At 37.9% G+C, this 19510-nt stretch carries 23 protein-coding genes and 2 tRNA genes; 1 reads left to right on the top strand and 24 read right to left on the bottom strand.

Annotation, left to right across the window (positions count from 1 at the left end):
* Positions 1–83 precede the first annotated feature (83 nt).
* From secA to IEV09_RS00320, 6 genes are all read right to left on the bottom strand, one after another.
* Positions 84–2579 carry a preprotein translocase subunit SecA gene (gene secA / locus IEV09_RS00345; RefSeq protein WP_188366275.1) on the bottom strand — a complete coding sequence of 832 codons (2496 nt, stop codon included), beginning with the start codon at positions 2577–2579 and terminating at the stop codon, positions 84–86.
* A 201-nt stretch (positions 2580–2780) separates the two neighbouring features.
* Complete coding sequence (gene hpf / locus IEV09_RS00340) at positions 2781–3335, bottom strand: ribosome hibernation-promoting factor, HPF/YfiA family (RefSeq protein WP_188366274.1); 555 nt, start codon at positions 3333–3335, stop codon at positions 2781–2783.
* A gap of 136 nt (positions 3336–3471) precedes the next feature.
* The gene (locus IEV09_RS00335) at positions 3472–4149 is read right to left on the bottom strand and encodes a ComF family protein (protein ID WP_188366273.1); all 678 of its coding nucleotides are present in this window, start codon (positions 4147–4149) and stop codon (positions 3472–3474) included.
* Positions 4146–5462, bottom strand: coding sequence for an ATP-dependent helicase ComFA (locus IEV09_RS00330; RefSeq protein WP_188366272.1), 1317 nt, complete (start codon positions 5460–5462; stop codon positions 4146–4148). The genes IEV09_RS00335 and IEV09_RS00330 overlap by 4 nt, the downstream gene beginning before the upstream one ends.
* 59 nt (positions 5463–5521) lie before the next feature.
* A complete protein-coding gene (locus IEV09_RS00325; protein WP_188366271.1) occupies positions 5522–5845 on the bottom strand; it encodes a PTS sugar transporter subunit IIB in 324 nt (107 codons plus the stop codon).
* Between the two features lie 90 nt (positions 5846–5935).
* The gene (locus IEV09_RS00320) at positions 5936–6220 is read right to left on the bottom strand and encodes a DUF7662 domain-containing protein (RefSeq protein ID WP_188366740.1); all 285 of its coding nucleotides are present in this window, start codon (positions 6218–6220) and stop codon (positions 5936–5938) included.
* A gap of 128 nt (positions 6221–6348) precedes the next feature.
* Between IEV09_RS00320 and IEV09_RS00315 the strand changes: the two genes are divergently transcribed.
* Positions 6349–6978, top strand: a complete 630-nt coding sequence (locus tag IEV09_RS00315) for a YigZ family protein (protein ID WP_188366270.1) — start codon at positions 6349–6351, stop codon at positions 6976–6978.
* A 47-nt stretch (positions 6979–7025) separates the two neighbouring features.
* On the opposite strand, the gene IEV09_RS00310 is transcribed toward IEV09_RS00315, so the two are convergent.
* From IEV09_RS00310 to IEV09_RS00225, 18 genes are all read right to left on the bottom strand, one after another.
* Positions 7026–7190, bottom strand: a complete 165-nt coding sequence (locus IEV09_RS00310) for a hypothetical protein (RefSeq protein WP_188366269.1) — start codon at positions 7188–7190, stop codon at positions 7026–7028.
* Between the two features lie 94 nt (positions 7191–7284).
* A tRNA-Gln gene (locus IEV09_RS00305) sits at positions 7285–7356 on the bottom strand.
* A gap of 1 nt (position 7357) precedes the next feature.
* A tRNA-Tyr gene (locus IEV09_RS00300) sits at positions 7358–7441 on the bottom strand.
* A gap of 88 nt (positions 7442–7529) precedes the next feature.
* Positions 7530–7769, bottom strand: a complete 240-nt coding sequence (locus IEV09_RS00295) for a DUF2969 domain-containing protein (protein ID WP_379960182.1) — start codon at positions 7767–7769, stop codon at positions 7530–7532.
* Positions 7770–7867: 98 nt separating this feature from the next.
* Positions 7868–8512, bottom strand: coding sequence for a CBS domain-containing protein (locus tag IEV09_RS00290; RefSeq protein WP_188366268.1), 645 nt, complete (start codon positions 8510–8512; stop codon positions 7868–7870).
* A 3-nt stretch (positions 8513–8515) separates the two neighbouring features.
* The gene (locus tag IEV09_RS00285) at positions 8516–9217 is read right to left on the bottom strand and encodes an ABC transporter ATP-binding protein (protein ID WP_188366267.1); all 702 of its coding nucleotides are present in this window, start codon (positions 9215–9217) and stop codon (positions 8516–8518) included.
* Complete coding sequence (locus IEV09_RS00280; RefSeq protein ID WP_188366266.1) at positions 9217–9993, bottom strand: ABC transporter ATP-binding protein; 777 nt, start codon at positions 9991–9993, stop codon at positions 9217–9219. Before IEV09_RS00280 ends, IEV09_RS00285 begins: the two co-directional genes overlap by 1 nt.
* Positions 9974–10951, bottom strand: a complete 978-nt coding sequence (locus IEV09_RS00275; protein WP_188366265.1) for a branched-chain amino acid ABC transporter permease — start codon at positions 10949–10951, stop codon at positions 9974–9976. The genes IEV09_RS00280 and IEV09_RS00275 overlap by 20 nt, the downstream gene beginning before the upstream one ends.
* A 9-nt stretch (positions 10952–10960) precedes the next feature.
* Positions 10961–11863, bottom strand: coding sequence for a branched-chain amino acid ABC transporter permease (locus tag IEV09_RS00270; RefSeq protein WP_188366264.1), 903 nt, complete (start codon positions 11861–11863; stop codon positions 10961–10963).
* Positions 11864–11952: 89 nt separating this feature from the next.
* The gene (locus tag IEV09_RS00265; RefSeq protein ID WP_188366263.1) at positions 11953–13137 is read right to left on the bottom strand and encodes an ABC transporter substrate-binding protein; all 1185 of its coding nucleotides are present in this window, start codon (positions 13135–13137) and stop codon (positions 11953–11955) included.
* A gap of 234 nt (positions 13138–13371) precedes the next feature.
* Positions 13372–13644 (bottom strand): membrane protein insertion efficiency factor YidD, encoded by a 273-nt coding sequence (gene yidD, locus IEV09_RS00260; protein WP_188366262.1) that lies wholly within the window; start codon positions 13642–13644, stop codon positions 13372–13374.
* A gap of 104 nt (positions 13645–13748) precedes the next feature.
* Positions 13749–14432, bottom strand: a complete 684-nt coding sequence (locus tag IEV09_RS00255; RefSeq protein WP_188366261.1) for a 3D domain-containing protein — start codon at positions 14430–14432, stop codon at positions 13749–13751.
* A 369-nt stretch (positions 14433–14801) separates the two neighbouring features.
* Positions 14802–14978 carry a DNA-directed RNA polymerase subunit beta gene (locus IEV09_RS00250; RefSeq protein WP_188366260.1) on the bottom strand — a complete coding sequence of 59 codons (177 nt, stop codon included), beginning with the start codon at positions 14976–14978 and terminating at the stop codon, positions 14802–14804.
* Between the two features lie 11 nt (positions 14979–14989).
* Entirely contained in the window at positions 14990–16294 is a 1305-nt protein-coding gene (murA, locus tag IEV09_RS00245; protein WP_188366259.1) for a UDP-N-acetylglucosamine 1-carboxyvinyltransferase, read from the bottom strand.
* Positions 16295–16388: 94 nt separating this feature from the next.
* On the bottom strand, positions 16389–16622 hold the full coding sequence (locus IEV09_RS00240) for a DUF1146 family protein (RefSeq protein WP_188366258.1): 234 nt from the start codon (positions 16620–16622) through the stop codon (positions 16389–16391).
* A 101-nt stretch (positions 16623–16723) separates the two neighbouring features.
* Positions 16724–17146, bottom strand: a complete 423-nt coding sequence (locus IEV09_RS00235) for a F0F1 ATP synthase subunit epsilon (RefSeq protein ID WP_188366257.1) — start codon at positions 17144–17146, stop codon at positions 16724–16726.
* Positions 17147–17159: 13 nt separating this feature from the next.
* A complete protein-coding gene (gene atpD, locus IEV09_RS00230; protein ID WP_188366256.1) occupies positions 17160–18566 on the bottom strand; it encodes a F0F1 ATP synthase subunit beta in 1407 nt (468 codons plus the stop codon).
* A gap of 26 nt (positions 18567–18592) precedes the next feature.
* Positions 18593–19504, bottom strand: coding sequence for a F0F1 ATP synthase subunit gamma (locus IEV09_RS00225; protein WP_188366255.1), 912 nt, complete (start codon positions 19502–19504; stop codon positions 18593–18595).
* Between the last annotated feature and the right edge of the window lie 6 nt (positions 19505–19510).

Here is a 19510-nt window from a genome sequence, read left to right as displayed (position 1 = left end):
TTATTTATCGAAGTTTACCACTCTTTTTACATCCTTTGTTTACAAAAAATAAACTAGGGCAGTTCCCTGCCCTAGTAATTGTTTTATACTAGTTTGTTTCTGCCATGACAGTTTTTGAATTTTTTACCGCTACCACATGGACATAAATCATTACGTCCAACTTGTGCAAATGATTCTTCATTTGTCGCGGCTGTTTCTTGAACAGGAGCTACTTGTTCTCTTTGAACGTTTTGACGAATCTCAGCTTTCATAAAGAGACGCGTAACATCATATTCGATTGCTCCAACCATTGCTTCAAACATTGAATAGCCTTCTGTTTGATACTCAACTAATGGATTATTTTGTCCATATGCACGAAGACCGACTGATTGACGTAATTGATCCATTGCATCAATATGATCCGTCCATTTGGCATCAACTACACGTAGAATAACAACTTTTTCAAACTCCAGTAGTTGTTCCGGACTATTTAGATGCGCAACTTTTTCATCAAAAATTTCTTGCGCTCTTTCTAGTAAATAAACTTTGACTTCCTCTGCAGTCTTACCTTCTAAATCGGCAACAGAAATACTGTCTTCATGGACTAGGACACTGCCCGCAAAATCGACAATTCCTTCATAGTTTAATTTATTTTCATCTAATGACATATGACCATCAACTGAACGCTCAATTGTTCTTTGAACCATTCCCATTAATTGTGGTGACAAGTTTTCTGTTTCCATAATCACTTGCTGTCTTTGACGGTAAATAACTTCACGTTGTTCACGCATCACATCATCATATTGTAAAACATTTTTACGTGTATCATAGTTGTTACCTTCAACACGTTTTTGTGCAGACTCGACTTGTTTCGTTAACATCTTACTTTGGATTACACTGTCTTCTTCATCAATATTCATACGATCTAAAAAGGCTTTGATACGATCTGAACCAAAACGACGCATTAAATCATCTTCTAATGATAAATAAAATTGAGAAACACCTGGATCCCCTTGACGACCTGAGCGTCCACGCAATTGGTTATCGATACGACGAGACTCATGTCGCTCGGTTCCGATGACCGCAAGACCACCTAATTCTGCAACGCCTAAACCTAATTTAATATCCGTTCCACGCCCAGCCATGTTTGTTGCGATTGTTACAGCACCTTTTTGTCCGGCATTTAAGATAATTTCGGCCTCTTTAAAGTGATTTTTAGCGTTTAAAACTTCATGAGGAACTTTCGCTTGGTTTAATAAATCAGATAAATATTCCGATGTTTCAACTGCAACCGTTCCGACTAAGATTGGTTGTCCCTTACGGTAGCGTTCCTTGATGTCTTCAACAACTGCCACAAATTTACTTTGTAATGTTGGGTACAGTAAATCTGCACGGTCATCACGAATAATTTCACGGTTTGTCGGGATTTGAATAACATGAATGTTATAAATTTCTCTAAATTCTTCTTCTTCAGTTTTAGCCGTTCCAGTCATCCCCGCTAGTTTTTTATACATACGGAAAAAGTTTTGGAATGTAATTGAAGCCATTGTTTTCGTTTCGTCTTCAATCTCAACATTTTCTTTCGCTTCAATTGCTTGGTGAAGACCGTCAGAGTAACGACGTCCATCCATAATACGACCAGTAAATTGGTCAACAATTAACACTTTACCTTCCTGAACAACATAATCAATATCAAGCAACATAATATAGTTTGCTCGTAATGCTTGATCTAAGTGATGCGTCAATGCAGTATTTTCAATATCGTATAAGTTGTCTAAAACAAACGTTTCTTCAGCCTTTTCAATCCCAGCTTCTGTTAAAGTAATCGTTTTTGATTGAATATCAATTTTGTAATCTTCATCTTCTTTTAGGCGCTTAACAAAATTGTCTGCACGCTCATATAAAGCTGTCGATTTCTCAGCTTGTCCCGAAATAATTAAGGGTGTTCTCGCCTCGTCAATTAAAATGGAATCGACCTCATCGACAATCGCAAAATTCAATGGGCGTTGAACCATTTGATTGCGATAAACAACCATATTATCTCTTAAGTAGTCAAAACCTAGCTCATTGTTCGTGCTATAAGTAATGTCACATGCATAAGCTGCACGTTTTTCTTCAGAAGATTTCGAGTTAATATTTAATCCAACCGTCATACCTAAAAACTCATATAGTTCACCCATCTCAGTCGAGTCACGAGTCGCTAAATACTCATTGACCGTCACAACATGGACACCCTCGCCAGTTAAAGCATTTAAATAAACTGGCATTGTCGCTGTCAACGTTTTACCTTCTCCGGTTCTCATTTCTGGAATATTACCGTCATGTAAAACAATCCCACCCATTAACTGAACGTGGTACGGATATAGACCTAAGACACGTTTTGCTGCTTCGCGTACAACTGCGAAAGCTTCTGTTAACAGCTCATCCAGTGTCTCCCCGTTTTGGTAACGCGTACGAAATTCATTGGTTTTTTCTTGTAATTGGGCATCAGAAAGCCCGCTCATTTCATCAGCTAGCAACTCAATTTGGTTCGCCATTTGATCGAGACGTTTTAATTCTTTTTTATCGTTTTCAATTAAATTTTTAAAAAAATTGGCCATTGCAACGTATATCTCCTTTTATTTCAATTCTTCTTCAAGTTAGTTATGATAAGTTTCTTCATCCCATTTTATCACTTGTTTCTTGTTATTGCCACATTTTCTATTGATTCCATGTAAAAAGACCATCGAAGTTTTCACTTCATTTATGAACAAAAAAAGGTAAAAGCCAGAATCGACTCTTACCTTTTATCTTTTTTAAGATTAATCTGTTTCAATTAAACCGTATTTACCATCTTTACGACGATAAACGATACTCGTGCCGTTTGTCTCAGCGTCTTCGAAAATGAAGAAGTTATGACCTAGCATATTCATTTGTAAAACTGCTTCTTCGCTATCCATTGGTTTCAATGATAGTCGTTTCGTACGAACGATTTCTAGTTCTGAACCATTCTCTTCTTCCGCATCTCCATTAACGAAGATTGCTTGTGAACGTACATCTGGAATTGCAGTTTCTCGAGCTTTACGGTTGATTTTTGTTTTAAATTTGCGAATTTGACGTTCTAATTTATCAACAACCAAATCGACACTTGCGTATAAATCTGGTGACGTTTCTTCAGCTCGCAATACTAAGAAAGGTAGTGGGATCGTCACTTCTACTTTTGCTGTTTTTTCAGTATAAACTTTTAGATTAATATGAGCAGTTGCGTTAGGTACATCTGAGAAGTATCTCTCTAGTTTTCCAACTTTCTTCTCCACATAATCTCTAATCGCCTCAGTGACTTCAATATTTTCTCCACGTACATTATATCTAAACATAACAATTGCCCCTTTCGTCTACCAATTAAAGAAAATGGAAGGACCACTCTTTCCACCTCTTCTTATTTCTATTATATCGAACTTTATGAGAAATGCAAAAGAAATCGCTACCAAATCTTAATTATTTTTAAGAAGCCTAGCGAGCCAACGATAACGTGAGGATTTTTAATGGTTTAAAGACCATTAACGTCTCTGCTGCATAAAATAATGTCCGACCAGTCGTATAAACGTCATCAAAAATCACCACTTCTTTTCCTTGAATTGTTGCTGCCAAGGTCGTTGCTTCAAAAGGTTGTATCATCGATAGACGTTCTTGTCGATTCTTTTGTGCTTGTGCAGGGGTGTGTTGGCTCTTTTTCAATAAATCAAATGTCGGGATATTAGCAGCCGACAATAACGCTTCACTTTGATTAAATCCACGTTCTATTTGCCGTTCACTTGATAAAGGGATTGCACAAACAATCGATTTGGGATGTTGCTTGAAAAAATGACTAATTTCTTTTGAGAATGTTTTACGCAAACGATAATCTCCTAGAAATTTGTAACGATAAATCCAATCATGAAAAGCGTCATTATATTGAAAGAAAGCGTGATGTGTAAATAAATAGGCAGGATATTTTTGTTGCCAAAGTTGACATTCTTCACACGAACTTAATTGGCCTTGCTTCATACACAAGGTACAGCACGGTGTTGCAATGGGACTGAGTTTTTCTTGGCATTGCGCACAACGCGTCTCTTGAATGTTCCAGGGGCATAGTATTTCTGTAATCGTCAAATTACGAATTTGTAATTGCTGACACCACGTACACTTCATTCATCTAACCACGCTTTCGCTAATTGATTCATACTTTTAATTTCCCGACACGCTTGCCGAATGTCACGTGTTTTTTGATTATGGAAAAAAATAACGCGTCCACGTCGAAACGCTCCTTTGCGATCGACTCGACCAGCAATTTGAACGAGAGCTGATTTCGTGTAGACTGGGTGGTTTGCTCCGATTACAATGACTGAAATATTTTCAAACGTGACACCCCGCTCTAAGATCGTTGTCGAAAATAAGACTTGGTAAGCTTGTTCTCGCATTTTTTGAACTTTTTCTGCACGAACCTCATCCATTGAACTAACCGATTCCACACCTCCTAGCGCAAATTGTTTTTGTGTTCTGCGGGTTAATTTCTCCATAAATGCGATACTCGGACAAAAAACTAAAACATGATTATCTTTTAACAACTCCAACACTTTACGATAAAATTTTTTAAAATAAAAAGAAGTATCACCGGCTTTTCCCCAGTGATTATACCAAAGGCATTCTGGCTCAATTAGCGGCCTTTGATGGAAACGAAGCGGTGATTTTTCAATCGCAAAAGAATCTTTCACCTCCTCTAATAATTGATTCGGTGGTGTCGCTGTCAAATAAATCAATTGACCACTTGGCTTTAAAGCATTCTTAAGAGCAAATTGTAAAACCGGATTGCCTTCATAAGGAAAAGCATCAATTTCGTCCACGATAATTAGATCAAACGCCTGATAAAAATGTAACATCTGATGCGTCGTACAAATAGTCAAATCCGTGTAACGATATTTTTCAGTTGATTCTCCGTAGAGTAACAAAACCTGTTCTGCTTGAAAAGCTTCAACCACGCGTGGATACAACTCGCGGCAAACATCGATCCTGGGTGACGTGACACAAACTCGCCCACCTTGCGATAATGCTAAATGGATCGTTGGGAAAATCATCTCGGTCTTTCCTGATCCAGTAACTGCCCACAACAGCGTCGATGTCTTTTGCTGATAATTTTTCTGTAACTGACGGGCAATTATTGACTGAGTTTCAGTCAAAGTCCCTACCCAAGTGAATGCGACTTCTCTAAATGAATGTTTTTCTTCTGACACTTTAGCGTAGACTAATCGACAATCACTCGTTATCTTGCCAAATTCTTGACATTCGGAACAAAAAAAGACTTGTCTTGGTAGAGCATTCTCTTTCTTATCAACCGTAGAACCACAGCGCTGACAACGAAAATCTTTGTCTAAAAGGATGCTTTCGCGGGATTCGAACAGTGTTTCAGGATAAGCCACTAGATGTTGAAGCGGCACAACTAATTGTCGACCTTTCAAATCTTCCATATTTTTCACCTCAAAAATATATACAAAAAAAAGCAAAGATTTTTCTTTGCTTTTTGTTTTTATTTATTTTCGATTAAACTTAATGCTTGTTGTAAAACTTTCTCGCCATTCATCATCCCATAGTCAGCCATGTTGATGATTTCCAACGGAATCCCCATCGGCGCTAAACGCTTTTCGAAATCAGCCTTCATAAAACGAACTTGTGGCCCCAATAATAAAACATCCACTTTTTTGCTCTCTAAGTAATGATTCGCTTCCGAAGCAGATACCGCAAAAATATCCGCATCAATTTCATTTACAGTTGCTGATTTTTGCATTGAAGTTACTAATAAACTCGTACTCATCCCCGCAGAGCAGACTAACATAATCGTTTTTTCAGCCATTTCCAAAACTCTCTCCCTTTTCTTCTCAACATCGTCATTCAGTTAAATAAATTATAAAGCAAAGATCGACTTTGTCAACTATCGTTATCGTTATTTTAATAACCACGCGCTTTTTAATAATGGTCTAAAAACAACATACTCCTTCAGTAAATCGACATGAACGACTTCATAGTTCGCATTCAACCAAGCGTAAGCGCCTTTTTCAGGATAACGATAATCATTTGCCCACCAATCAAGTGTTTTTCTCGCCGTCTTCGGTAAACCGTTTGCAGGAAAGAGCAACTCATCGATTTGAGTGAACGTCAGTGTTACTTGCGTACCGCCATTTTGACGAATATAATCCGTTATCACATCGTATTTCTTTCTACCTCCCACCAAACGACTCCCCTCCTCATCTTCTATTATCCAGCTTCTTGCTCTAAAAAGCAAACCGTACTAAATTGAATTCTTCACCATTTTTGACTATACTAGAATCAATAGACTGATAGAAATGGAGAAAAAATATGCTCGAAACATATCGAACAATAGAAAAAAATGGTGTTGTTGAAATTGAGATAAAAAAATCTCGCTTTTTATGTTTTCTTCAACGCGTAAAAACAGAGGAAGAAGCACGTGAATTTATTCAAACCATCAAAAAAGAACATTGGAAAGCCAATCATAACTGTAGCGCCTTTATTATCGGGCCAGACGCGATGATTTTACGCTCTAGCGATGATGGTGAGCCTAGTGGAACTGCTGGCGTGCCGATGCTAGAAGTCTTAAAACAAAACAAAATAGTCGACGTTGTAGCAGTCGTTACACGCTATTTTGGTGGCATTAAACTTGGAGCAGGCGGTTTAATTCGTGCCTATTCGACTTCTGTCTCTGAGGCACTAAAGGAGATTGGTATCGTTGAAGTGAAACCGCAACAAGAAATTTTTGTCACTATTGATTATTCTGCGGTTGATAAGTTGCAACATTTTATAGAAGGAAAAGGTTATTCAGTCAAAGATACACAATTTCTCTCTGATGTAACTTTTTGTATCATGATTGACGAAAATGATCCGTTACAAGAAGAGGTGACCGAATTATTAAATGGCCAAGTCCTTTTTGAACTTGGTGAGTATTCGTACACTGAAACTAAAATAAAATAACAAGAGAAGTTTTGACAAAATAAGATGTCAAAACTTCTCTTGTTATTTTAGTGACCTTTCGAACGCCATTTAATCGTTTGCTTAGTAGGTCTTTTTTCATTAATTTCAACGCCATCTTTGCTAATATTAATGAAAAGATCTTTCTTAGATAAGTCGTACAGGTGTTCTGCTGTTTCAATTACTTTTTCTTTGATTTTTTTTGTCAATTTCATACGCTTCACTCCCTATATCATTTACTACAGGTTAGCTTAAAAATCATTTTTTTTCAAATAAAAAAGAGTAACGAAGAATCGTTACTCTAGAAAACTGGGGTAGCTGGATTCGAACCAACGCATGAGGGAGTCAAAGTCCCTTGCCTTACCGCTTGGCTATACCCCAATGGTGGAGGAGAGTGGATTCGAACCACTGAACCCGAAGGAACGGATTTACAGTCCGTCGCGTTTAGCCACTTCGCTACTCCTCCAAAATGTCTGGTAAAAAACCTGACTTAGTTATAATACAAAACTTTTGATAAAATTGCAATAGTTTTTTTAAACTTTTTTTAAAAGTTTTTATTCGTGTAAATTCCACTGACGAATAATCGCCTCTACCGCCAGTTCGAAAGTCTTACTTGAACCAATCGCTTCACTGTCCATGAAGGTACGGAAGTCTTTTGGTCCGTATTCTAGAATCTCGCCCATTTTCTTTTTACCAATATGTAATTCAGTGACATCGTATTTGGTTCCTTGCAGAACACGTGTTGTTTCTTCCATACGGATTTGAATTTCTTTGTTTTTCTTCAAAATTATCACCTCGAATTCCATTCTAACATATCTTTACCTGTTATCAAATAATAAATACATGAGAAATACCAGAAAACTTTCACAGAACTTCCTGGTATTTCACTTGTTTATTGATTTGTTAAAACAGAACTAACCACTTTATAACCTGCATGTACTAGCGTTTCTGCCACTTTTTCAGGTAATTTAGACTCGACTTGAATCTCAACAATCGTTTGATCGGACTCCCGATTAACGACAATCGTTAAAATACTTAACTCGTTTTCTGCTAAAACTTTCGTAATATCAGCTAAAATACCATGATGGTCTTTTTCAATCGACAAGGTAACGCGTGTCCCACCCGCATAATACCCGGTAATTTTTAAGAACGCATCGAAGATATCATTATTTGTAATAATCCCGACAACTTGATCCGCATCAATCACTGGTAAAACACCGATATTATTGGCACGCATCTTGGCAATCCCATCTTCTAATAGTGCATCTGGAGTAATCGTTTCAACTTCTTTAATCATAATATCTTTAACGTTCGTTTTATTCAAAAGATAATTAACTTCATAGACACTTAAACTAGTCGCTTTTGAAGGTAATGCACCTTGAATCACTCCTTCGGTAATTAAACCTACGAGTTTGCCAGCAGTAACTACTGGCAAACGATGAATTTGATGTGTTTTCATCAAATCAATCGCATCAAAAATAGGTGTTTGCGGTTCTACAGTAATAACATTTTTAGACATAAAATCTTTTACACTCATGATTTATCCTCCTAAGTAAGCTTTTTTCACGGATTCACTCGCTAAAAGCTCCTGTCCTGTTCCTTCTAACACAATTTTCCCTGTTTCTAGCACGTAGCCACGATCCGCAATCGATAAGGCCATATTGGCATTTTGTTCAATCAATAAGACGGTCGTCCCTTGAGCTTTAATTTCTTGAATAATCGAGAAAATCTCACGGATAAAAATCGGAGCAAGCCCCATGGAAGGTTCATCCAATAGTAATAATTTAGGGCGAGACATTAGCGCACGTCCCATTGCTAACATTTGTTGCTCACCGCCAGATAGCGTTGCTGCGTCTTGCTTTCTTCGTTCCTTTAAAACCGGAAAACGACTGTAGACTGATTCATAGTCATTTTTTATTTCATTATCATTACGTAAAAAAGCGCCCATCTCTAAGTTTTCTTGTACCGTTAAGCCTGAAAAAACATGACGGCCTTCTGGCACTTGTGACAAACCTTTCTTCACGATTTTTTGCGGCGCCTCTTTTTCAATTGACACGCCTTCAAAAGTAATCGTTCCTGCTGCGGGACGTACTAAGCCCGAAATCGTTCTTAAAATGGACGTTTTACCTGCGCCATTTGCGCCAATCAACGAAACAATTTCCCCTTGATTCACTTGGAAGGAAACATCATGAATCGCTTCAATCAGACCATACTTTACCGATAGATTATCGATTGTTAACATTAGATTTCCCCTCCTAAATACGCCTCAATGACTCGAGGATTGCCTTTAATTTCATCTGGTGTACCTTCTGCAATGACTTGTCCGTACTCTAATACATAAATGCGTTCACAAACATCCATTACAAGGTTCATGTCATGTTCGATTAAAATAATCGTTAGCTTAAATTCTTTTTGGATACGATAAATTAAATCAGTTAATTCGGCCGTTTCTTGGGGATTCATCCCTGCCGCCGGTTCATCTAAAAATAAGATTTTGGGTTGTGTCGCTAACGCACGCACAATCTCTAAACGACGCTGCTCTCCGTAAGAGAGATTACGTGCTAACGTCTCTAATTTATCTTCTAATTGAAAGATTTCTAATAATTTTTTAGCATTCTCCGTTAACGTCTTCTCGGTTTTATAATACTTTGGCAAGCGTAGTATATTAGCAATAAAAGAGCTCTTTTCTACTTCACGCATCGCAATCAAGACATTGTCTAAGACAGTTAACTCTTTAAATAAACGAATATTCTGAAACGTTCTAGCCAAACCGATATTGGCAATTTTAAAAGGCTTCATGCCATTTAAACGTTGTTTTGTGCCCTCATTTTCAAAAATGACGTCACCTGAACTCGGCTCATAAACACCCGTTAACAAGTTAAACAAAGTTGTCTTTCCAGCACCGTTTGGTCCAATCAATCCTACGAGTTCATTTTCGTATAATTCGAGATTCACATGGGAAACAGCCGTTAACCCACCAAAGTTTTTTGTTAATTTACTAACGGTTAGTAGTGGCATTTGAATCCCCTCCCTTACGATTAAAACGTTGAAATAGCTTCTTCATGGAAAGCTCTTTACTTCCTAGCAAGCCACTTGGTTTAAAAATCATAATCAAAATAATTGCTAATGCATAGAAGATCATTCGTAAGCTGCCCAGCTCTTGTAGATACATATTAATGAATCCTAAAACAACTGCTGAAACAACCGCTCCTGTGGTACTTCCAATCCCTCCAAAGACAACAATGATTAAAATATCGATTGATTTCATAAAAGTAAAGTCACTTGGAAAAACTGATTGCTGATAACTAGCGTATAAGCTTCCACCAACGCTGGCGAACATGCCACCGATCACAAAAGCTAAAACTTTAAAACGGGTTGTATTGACACCCATCGCTTCTGCTGCGATCTCATCTTCACGAACCGATAGCGTTTTACGTCCGTAACTACTATTCATATAGTTGGAAATAAAGACAATCGTTAACACCATCACAACAAAAATAATTTGCCAATTACTATATTGCGTTAAACCAAAGATCCCTGAAGGCCCATTCGTTAGATCACTAAAGTTAATAATGAAAATTCGAATAATCTCCGAAACGCCGAGCGTCGCAATCGCTAGATAATCCCCTTTTAAACGTAAAGTTGGAATACCAACAACGAGTGCAATCACGCCTGAAAGAATCATTCCAATCAACATACTGATTACAAAAGAACCAAAACTAGGACTTTTAGAAGTCAGAATTGCCGTCGCATACGCGCCAATTGCCATAAAACCTGCATGGCCTAGCGAAAATTGTCCCCCAAAACCAATAATCAAGTTTAAACTAACCGCTAGCACAATATTAATTCCAATATTGGCAATGACCGCATCCGTAAAAATGTTAATTTTCCCGGTGTTGTATAAAAAGAAGAGTACAAAATAAAGGCCTGCCGTAAGAACTGTCCACGTAAGCGTATATTTGATATTTTTTTTCATCCTATCCACCTACACTTTCTCTTTTACGTTTTTGCCTAAAATACCTGCAGGACGTATGATTAAAATAATAATTAACACACCGTAAACAATCGCATCTTTATAATCTGAAAAACCGACGGCTGTTGACATCGTTTCAATTAAACCAATCACAAAACCACCTAGTGCTGCACCTGGGATAATACCGATACCACCTAAAACAGCTGCAACGAACGATTTTAGACCGGGAGCCACGCCCATCATCGGATCTATCGAATTGTAATACAAACCGATTAACATCCCCCCAGCAGCGGCTAAGGCTGAACCTAGAGCAAAGGTAAACGAAATGGTACGATTCACATTAATTCCCATCAATTGTGCCGCATCTGGATCGACACTTACCGCACGCATCGCTTTTCCCATTTTTGTTTTTTTAACGATAATTTGTAGCAAGATCATTAAACTAACAGAAACCGTTAAAATTAATAATTGAATATTACTGACACTTAATCCACCAAACGTGTACAATTTACGAGTAATCGCTTGTGGAAACGGACGAGTATCCGGCGAGAAAAAGTAAATCATTAAGTTTTGTAATAAATAGGAAACTCCAATAGCGGTAATTAATGCCGATATTCGAGTCGCCCCTCGCAAAGGTTTATAAGCTAAGATTTCGATTAATACACCTAATGCCGCACTAATCGCCATCGATAAAATCATTGCCACAAAAAAACCGATACCGCCTGAAAGAATTCCTAAATCATTAAATTGATGGATTAAAAAATAACCAACAAAACTCCCAATCATATAAATCTCACCGTGAGCAAAATTGATTAAGCGAATAATCCCATAAACCATTGTATAACCTAGAGCCATCAACGCATAAATACTGCCTAAAAACAATCCGTTAATCAACTGTTGAATGATTATTTCCATAAGATCACTTCCAAATTCATTGTTTTTCTGAAAAAAAACTGTAACAAAACCTCTACTGCCGATTTTGTCACAGTTTTTTGCTTCCCTTTTTAAGGATTAATTACTTCTGCAGAACTTTCTTTTCCATCAGTAAATCCGATAACCACTAAAGATTTCTCCGGATTGTGTTGCGCATCCATCGTAATGTTACCAGTTACCCCTTTAAAGTCTTTTAGTTCAGCTAAGCCTTTGGTAACCGCTTTGGCATCTGCTGCGTCTTGTGACTCAATCGCTTGTTTAATCATAAACATCGCATCGTAAGCCAATGCGTTAAACGTTGAAGGTTCTTTACCAAATTTTTCTTTGAATGCTTCAACAAACGGTTCTACAGTATCATTTGATGGTGCTAAAATTGAAAAGTGTCCTGTATAAAAGACATTTGAAACATTTTCAGCGCCAGCCAATTGAACCATCTTCTCGTCACCAAAACCATCGGCACCAATAATTGGTTGTTCAATACCAAGCTCTCTTGCTTGCTTAATAATTAAACCGGCTTCTTCATAGTAACCTGGGATATATAAAACATCAAAATCTGTTTGTTTAACTTTTGTTAAAATTGCTTGGAAATCTTTATCGCCCTTCGTAAAGTTTTCTTCTAGGACAACTTCACCTTTGTACTCACTCTTAAAGGCTTTAGATAAACCTTTTGCGTAGTCACTTGAGTTATCACCTAAAATAATCGCTTTTTTAGCACCTAATTGATCTTGAGCATATTTTGCTAAGATGACACCTTGGAAACTATCTTGAAAACTTGAGCGGAAGACATACTCTTGGACTTGATCACCGTTCATCGTCACTGAGTCATCTGTTGCTGAGGGTGAAATTAAAGGTACTTGAGCTTTCGTAATATTCGGAATCGCTGCTTTCGTCGCTCCAGATGTCGCTGGACCAATGATAGCAACTACTTTATCATTCGTTGCTAAGTTTGCTGCAACAGTCGCTGCATCACTTGTTTCAGATTTATTATCTTTTGTTACAAGTTCCACTTGCTTCCCTAAGATACCGCCCGCTTCGTTGATGATCTCAACGGCTAATTCTACGCCATCTTTTTCTTGGGTACCATATCCAGCTACTGCACCAGACAATTCTAAGTTTAACCCCACTTTAATTGTTTCTGCATCTGCGCTACCACCTGCATTTGAAGAACCATTCGTCTCATTTCCACTTGTTGGACCTGCACTACAAGCCGCCAACAAAAAGAGACTCCCAAATAAAAACGCTAATTTCTTTTTCATATATATTTCCCCCTTTTTTTTCGGTAATGAATATGTTTCTCAATATACCGAACTTTTTTGGCCTTGTCAATTGAATTTTCTGAATATTTGATTAATTCTGTCATCTTTCGTATTTATTCAATCAAAATACCAAAAAAGCCCGAAGAAAAACAGAAATCAACATCTAAAAAGCTAGAACCCAGGCTCTCACTTTTAGATAGTTACTCATCTTTCTTCGTGCTTTTTTCACTCATTTTATTTTTTATACGTATAATTCGGTTGTTTTTTATCGCTTGTGTTTCTTTTTAAACTAAACTTTAATGGTACGTAATCAATACCACCTTTAACAAAAGGATGACAACGTAAAATCCGAGCAGTTCCCATTAAGCTTCCTTTTAAACCACCATGTGTTTGTAGCGCTTGAATTGTATAAGTAGAACATGTTGGATAATACCGGCAACTTGGTGGGAATAACGGAGAAATAAATCGTTGATAACCACGAACCGTCGAAATTAATATTTTTTGCATAGTAACCCTCTTTTCACCTTTAAATATACCTATCTATTGAAGTAAAAACAAGCAAAAAGACAGCAAAATCAAATCGATTGATCGTGCTGCCTTCCTTAAAAATATTAACCTAAAATCGTCACTTTAACTTGACGACGTCCCCATTGAACACATTGCTCATATGTCGGGAAATGTACGTCAACAATATTTCCTTTAATCGCGCCACCAGTATCGCTAGCAATCGCTTCGCCATACCCTTCAACATAAAGACGTGTACCTAAAGGAATCACGTTTGGATCCACGGCAACTGCCATTGGATTCGTCAATAAATTTTGACCCGTTGCTGTGACCGTTCCACCACCTAAAGTATCAGCTGGATCAGAACTATAGGCCGTTGATTCCATAATAAATGTTTGACCGGTTGGCTGTTGGCTTTCTGCCTGTTCTTTTGCTTCTTGTTCAGCTGCCGCTGCCGCTTGTTCGGCTGCTTCTCTTTCTGCTTGTTCACGAGCTTCACGTTCCGCTTGTTCACGGGCTGCTTTTTCGCGGGCTTCTCGCTCGGCTTTTTCTTTTGCTTCTTTAATCGCTTGCTCTTTTGCAGCAATTTTCTCTTTAGCTGATTGAACCGCATCGCCTTCAATTGCCAAAGTCATAAACGAATTAGAAATATCTTGAACGGTTTCTTCCGTCATTACTTGCTCATTAACTGTCACTTGTTCTTCTTGATTTTCTGCGGCATATACAGGAATAATTGTTGCTGCTAAAAGCATACCTGTCATTAACACCGTTGGTAGTAAACGAATTCTCATTACTTAATTCCTCCTATTTCTTACAAAACGTATCTTATCATGGCTAAAAAGGCGTTAGGTTACGAATAGATTAAGAGAATGATTATTCTCATGATTTCAATCATTTCTTTGTCACAAACGACATATTTCTCATCTTTTCTCACAAAAGAAACGTGCTCTTACAGACTTTACCTGTCTTATAATGAGAAAATAATTTGATTACGAGCTTGATTGAATTTAACATAACAATAGAAGAAAAACGCTTACTTATCTTCATTTAAATTAAAATAAAGGGATATTTTACAAACAAATGACAAATAAGACAGTAAAAAACAACAAAAAAAGAGCGATTTAGATTTCTCTAATCGCTCTTTTCAAATGAATTGCTTCTTATTTAATAAAACGTGACAGTTGTTCCCAGATGTTTATTTTAAAAATAGCCATTGGGGAGCCGTCGCCAATCACACCATAACCAATCATTAAACCGACAGCAAATAGTAATCCGATAATAAGTAATACTGCAATTATTTTAATTACTGTATACAGAATGTAGTGGGATGTTTTCATCGAATCCTCCCTTATCCAATAATTGGTTGAAGTTCTTTTGTCTGTGTTTGTTCACCAATCGAAACACGTTCGACATTTGCACCTAATTTTTGTAGTTTCTTATGGAATTGATAATAACCACGATCAAGATAATGTAAATTTCTCACACGAGTAATTCCCGTTGCTCGTAACCCTACCAAGATCAAAGCTGCAGCGGCTCTTAAATCGGTCGCATTGACAATCGCCCCTTGAATATTATCTGCGCCTTCAATAATGGCAATATTTCCTTCAATTTTGACATTGACATTCATCCGACGCATCTCTTCTAGATGTTGGAAACGATTTTCAAAGACCGTTTCATGCACCATATTAATACCAGATGCTAATGCTTGAATGGCTGTCACTTGTGCTTGCATATCTGTTGGGAATCCTGGATGTGGCAGTGTTTTAATATCGGTTGGTTTTAACACTTTGGGTCCAATGACACGAACTCCTGCTGCCTCTTCAGTAATTTGTGCACCCATTTCCATTAATTTTGAGATTAACGGACGGTTATGCTCGATAATACCTTCTTCAATTAGGACATTTCCTTCTGTCATAGCAGCTGCCACCATAAACGTTCCTGCTTCAATACGGTCTTGAACGATGCTGTGCTCCACCCCTTTTAGGTGACTCACGCCCTCAATACGCATTGTTTCAGTTCCAGCGCCATGGATTTTTGCTCCCATTTTATTTAAAACGTTCGCCAAATCAACAATTTCTGGTTCACGAGCAACGTTGTCAATGATTGTTATTCCTTTTGCTTTGACTGCCGCCATCATAATATTTTGTGTCGCCCCAACACTTGGGAAGTCTAAATAAATATTACTACCAATTAATTCATCGGCAATCGCTTCAATATAACCATCTTTTTGAATGATTTTTGCTCCTAATGCTTGGAAACCTTTCAAATGTAAGTCAATTGGTCGTTTACCAATTGCACAACCACCTGGCATTGCGACTTTCGCATGACCATTACGGGCTAATAAAGGCCCCATGACAACAATCGAAGCACGCATTTCACTCACATATTCATAAGGTGCTTCAATTTCTAATTGCTTTTCAGCATTAATTGTTACGGTATTTGTTGCTTGTTCAAATTGCACATCTGCATTTAAGTAGTGAATTACTTGGTTCATTGTAATGACATCCGATAAGATAGGAACGTTTGTTAACACGGTTGTTCCTTCTTCTGCTAATAAAGTTGCTGCTAAAATCGGTAATACTGCATTTTTTGCCCCTTCAATCTTAACTGAACCTTGTAATTGATTACCACTTTGAACGATAATCTCTTCCATCTTGTTCCCTCCAAATAGAAACGCTAACTGCATTTTTAAAAATCTTTTTTATTATACCATATTTGTTACCCAAATGTGAAACATCCTTCTTAATTTAAAAACCCACAGAAAACATATTTTTACCAAGGACCATCAATTCTAAAAAGAATGTGCTCGCTAAGTACCCCATGCCAATCGAAAGTAAGGCAATTGCCATTCGAATTTGAGTCGTATTTTGCGGCTTAAACAACATATCTAAGCGTAACGATTTCAATGACCAAAAGGCTAAATAAATAAAAATAAAATGGGTGGTTATACGAATAATGACATCTATTCCATAGACTTGCATAAAAATCCCCCCTTCTATTTTCTATTACAGTTATCATACCACAGCTAAAAAAAGAAACACAAGAGCCTTACCACCTGATGCGTGGTTAACTCTTGTGAATCTTATAGGTGTTTTGAGACTTTAATTCGATTAATTGCTCGATGCAATGCAACAGTTGCTCGACGCAGCTCATCCACGTCTGACTCTTCTTTAGCTTTTGCAATCAATTCTTCCGCACGGCGTTTTGCCCGCTCCGCTCGTGGGACGTCAATATCGCGTTCACGCTCTGCACTATCAGCAATAATTGTTACAACATTATCGCGCACTTCAAACACTCCACCATTTACGGCAATCCAATCAATGTGTTCCTTGGAATCGATACGGTTCACTCGGACTTCATCAATGGTTAAGGGTGCAATAATCGGTGCATGACGGGGTAAAATCCCTAAGTCACCATCTGGCGTTCTTGCAACAACCATCGTCGCATGGTGTTCATAGACAATCCCTTGTGGTGTAATCACATGAACTTCTAATGTTTTCGTCATCGTGCACCTCTTTCTAATAACCTAATTTTTTTGCCTTTTCAACAACCGCTTCAATTGGACCAACGTTACGGAAAGCATCTTCTGGTAAATGATCATACGTTCCAGCTAAAATTTCTTTAAAGCCACGAATCGTATCTTTTACAGGAACATAAGAACCCGGTTGTCCTGTAAATTGTTCGGCTACGTTAAAGTTTTGTGATAAGAAAAATTGAATTCGACGCGCACGTGAAACAATAATTTTTTCTTTATCTGACAGTTCATCCATACCAAGAATCGCGATGATATCTTGTAATTCACGGTAGCGTTGTAAGGTTCTTTGAACTTCCGTTGCCACTTGATAGTGTTCCTCACCAACAATTTCTGGCGCAAGCGCACTTGATGAAGAAGCTAACGGATCTACCGCTGGATAAATCCCTTGCTCAGTTAACTTACGCTCTAAGTTCGTTGTTGCATCCAAATGCGCAAATGCCGTTGCTGGCGCTGGATCGGTATAGTCATCCGCCGGAACATAAATGGCTTGAATTGACGTAATCGATCCTTTTTTAGTTGAAGTAATCCGTTCTTGTAACTGTCCCATCTCTGTTGCTAAGGTTGGTTGGTAACCAACCGCTGATGGCATACGGCCAAGTAAGGCAGAAACTTCCGAACCTGCTTGTGTAAAGCGGAAGATGTTATCAATAAATAACAAGACATCTTGTCCCGCTTCATCACGGAAATATTCCGCAATGGTTAAACCTGTTAAAGCGACACGCATACGTGCACCTGGTGGTTCATTCATCTGACCAAAAACCATGGCAGTTTTTTCAATAACACCCGACTCTTTCATTTCAAAGTAAAGATCATTTCCTTCACGTGTACGTTCTCCAACACCTGTGAAAACAGAAATCCCACCATGTTCTTGGGCAATGTTATGGATTAACTCTTGAATTAATACCGTTTTCCCAACACCGGCTCCACCAAAGAGACCAACTTTCCCACCTTTTAAATAAGGTGCTAGTAAGTCAATCACTTTAATCCCCGTTTCAAGGATTTCTGTGCTTGTACTTAAATCTTCAAATTTAGGGGCATTTTTATGAATGCCTTCGCGCTTGGCATCGGCAGGAAACGCTCCTTGTAAATCAATGGTATCTCCCAATACGTTAAATACTCGACCAAGTGTTTCTTTTCCTACAGGAACTGAAATCGATTGTTTTGTATCGACAACTTCCATTCCGCGTTGCAAACCATCTGTCGATTGCATTGCAATCGTACGGACAACACCATCACCTAACTCTAATGCTGTTTCTAAAACAATTTTAGATTTTTGTTCGTTATTTTTATAAACAATTAAGGCATTATTTATATCTGGTAAGGATTGGTCTAATGAGAATTCCACGTCAACAACGGGACCCACGACTTGTAAAATCTTGCCTGAACTCATTTATTTTCCTCCATTCATCAAAGAAATTACTCGAGGGCTGCAGCGCCTCCGACAATTTCTGTAATCTCCTGTGTAATCGCGCTTTGGCGTGCACGGTTATATGAGATTGTTAAATCATCTATGATTGTTTTTGCATTATCCGTCGCTGTCTTCATTGCCGTCATTCCAGCAGCATGCTCTGCTGTTTTGGCATCAACAATCGCTCCATAAATCAAACTTTCTGCATATTGTGGCAATAGTTGTTTTAAAATGACTTCTTTTGACGGTTCAAAAATATATTCTTGTTCATATTCAATGGCTTCATCATGATTAATATCTGTAATTGGTAGCATGCGTTCGACTCTAAACTGGCTCGTCAAAGAGTTGACATGATGATTGTAACAAACGTACAATTCATCAAAAACTTCATTTTGGAACATCGATGTTGTCAACGAGACAATTTTCCGCACTTCTTCAAAACTCGGTTGATCCGATAGGTGACGTAATTCATACGCCACATTAATCCCTCTTGCTTTAAAGAAATCGGCACCAGTCCCACCAATTGCCAGCATCACATACTCGTCCGGCGACTGATGATCCTCATCTAAAATAGTCATCACTTGTTTTAAGATCGCACTATTATAGCCGCCTACTAATCCACCGTCCGAAGTAATCACAATATAAGCTGTCCGTTTGACGGGACGATGAATTAACATACTCTTATAGTTAATTTCATCTGCATCCGGTTCACTTAATGTACTTAAGACATTATCTGGTAAACTCGCAGTAATGTGTGTCACTAGTTCTCGAACTTTTGTTGCATAAATTTGAAAGCTGTTGGAATTTGCTTCTGATTTCGTTAACTTAGAAGCAGAAACCATTTGCATGGCACGAGTAATTTGACTCGTTTTTTTCGTTGAAACGATTCGTTGCTTAATTTCATTAAGCGATGCACCCATTAACGT

It is taken from the genome of Enterococcus alcedinis (assembly GCF_014635985.1).
GTDB classification, from domain to species: Bacteria; Bacillota; Bacilli; order Lactobacillales; family Enterococcaceae; genus Enterococcus_I; species Enterococcus_I alcedinis.
This window is presented reverse-complemented; position numbering and strand designations above follow the sequence as displayed.

What these genes read in the sequence shown, in the direction of transcription:
- IEV09_RS00250 (WP_188366260.1), bottom strand. Translation starts at nt 14,978, where the DNA reads ATGAAAACATCCCACTACATTCTGTATACAGTAATTAAAATAATTGCA.
- IEV09_RS00330 (WP_188366272.1), bottom strand. Translation starts at nt 5,462, where the DNA reads ATGGAAGATTTGAAAGGTCGACAATTAGTTGTGCCGCTTCAACATCTA.
- murA (WP_188366259.1), bottom strand. Translation starts at nt 16,294, where the DNA reads ATGGAAGAGATTATCGTTCAAAGTGGTAATCAATTACAAGGTTCAGTT.
- hpf (WP_188366274.1), bottom strand. Translation starts at nt 3,335, where the DNA reads ATGTTTAGATATAATGTACGTGGAGAAAATATTGAAGTCACTGAGGCG.
- IEV09_RS00335 (WP_188366273.1), bottom strand. Translation starts at nt 4,149, where the DNA reads ATGAAGTGTACGTGGTGTCAGCAATTACAAATTCGTAATTTGACGATT.
- IEV09_RS00225 (WP_188366255.1), bottom strand. Translation starts at nt 19,504, where the DNA reads ATGGGTGCATCGCTTAATGAAATTAAGCAACGAATCGTTTCAACGAAA.
- IEV09_RS00280 (WP_188366266.1), bottom strand. Translation starts at nt 9,993, where the DNA reads ATGCCACTACTAACCGTTAGTAAATTAACAAAAAACTTTGGTGGGTTA.
- IEV09_RS00290 (WP_188366268.1), bottom strand. Translation starts at nt 8,512, where the DNA reads ATGAGTGTAAAAGATTTTATGTCTAAAAATGTTATTACTGTAGAACCG.
- IEV09_RS00275 (WP_188366265.1), bottom strand. Translation starts at nt 10,951, where the DNA reads ATGAAAAAAAATATCAAATATACGCTTACGTGGACAGTTCTTACGGCA.
- atpD (WP_188366256.1), bottom strand. Translation starts at nt 18,566, where the DNA reads ATGAGTTCAGGCAAGATTTTACAAGTCGTGGGTCCCGTTGTTGACGTG.
- IEV09_RS00325 (WP_188366271.1), bottom strand. Translation starts at nt 5,845, where the DNA reads ATGGCTGAAAAAACGATTATGTTAGTCTGCTCTGCGGGGATGAGTACG.
- IEV09_RS00265 (WP_188366263.1), bottom strand. Translation starts at nt 13,137, where the DNA reads ATGAAAAAGAAATTAGCGTTTTTATTTGGGAGTCTCTTTTTGTTGGCG.
- IEV09_RS00310 (WP_188366269.1), bottom strand. Translation starts at nt 7,190, where the DNA reads ATGAAATTGACAAAAAAAATCAAAGAAAAAGTAATTGAAACAGCAGAA.
- yidD (WP_188366262.1), bottom strand. Translation starts at nt 13,644, where the DNA reads ATGCAAAAAATATTAATTTCGACGGTTCGTGGTTATCAACGATTTATT.
- IEV09_RS00285 (WP_188366267.1), bottom strand. Translation starts at nt 9,217, where the DNA reads ATGTTAACAATCGATAATCTATCGGTAAAGTATGGTCTGATTGAAGCG.
- IEV09_RS00315 (WP_188366270.1), top strand. Translation starts at nt 6,349, where the DNA reads ATGCTCGAAACATATCGAACAATAGAAAAAAATGGTGTTGTTGAAATT.
- IEV09_RS00240 (WP_188366258.1), bottom strand. Translation starts at nt 16,622, where the DNA reads ATGCAAGTCTATGGAATAGATGTCATTATTCGTATAACCACCCATTTT.
- IEV09_RS00255 (WP_188366261.1), bottom strand. Translation starts at nt 14,432, where the DNA reads ATGAGAATTCGTTTACTACCAACGGTGTTAATGACAGGTATGCTTTTA.
- IEV09_RS00270 (WP_188366264.1), bottom strand. Translation starts at nt 11,863, where the DNA reads ATGGAAATAATCATTCAACAGTTGATTAACGGATTGTTTTTAGGCAGT.
- IEV09_RS00235 (WP_188366257.1), bottom strand. Translation starts at nt 17,146, where the DNA reads ATGACGAAAACATTAGAAGTTCATGTGATTACACCACAAGGGATTGTC.
- secA (WP_188366275.1), bottom strand. Translation starts at nt 2,579, where the DNA reads ATGGCCAATTTTTTTAAAAATTTAATTGAAAACGATAAAAAAGAATTA.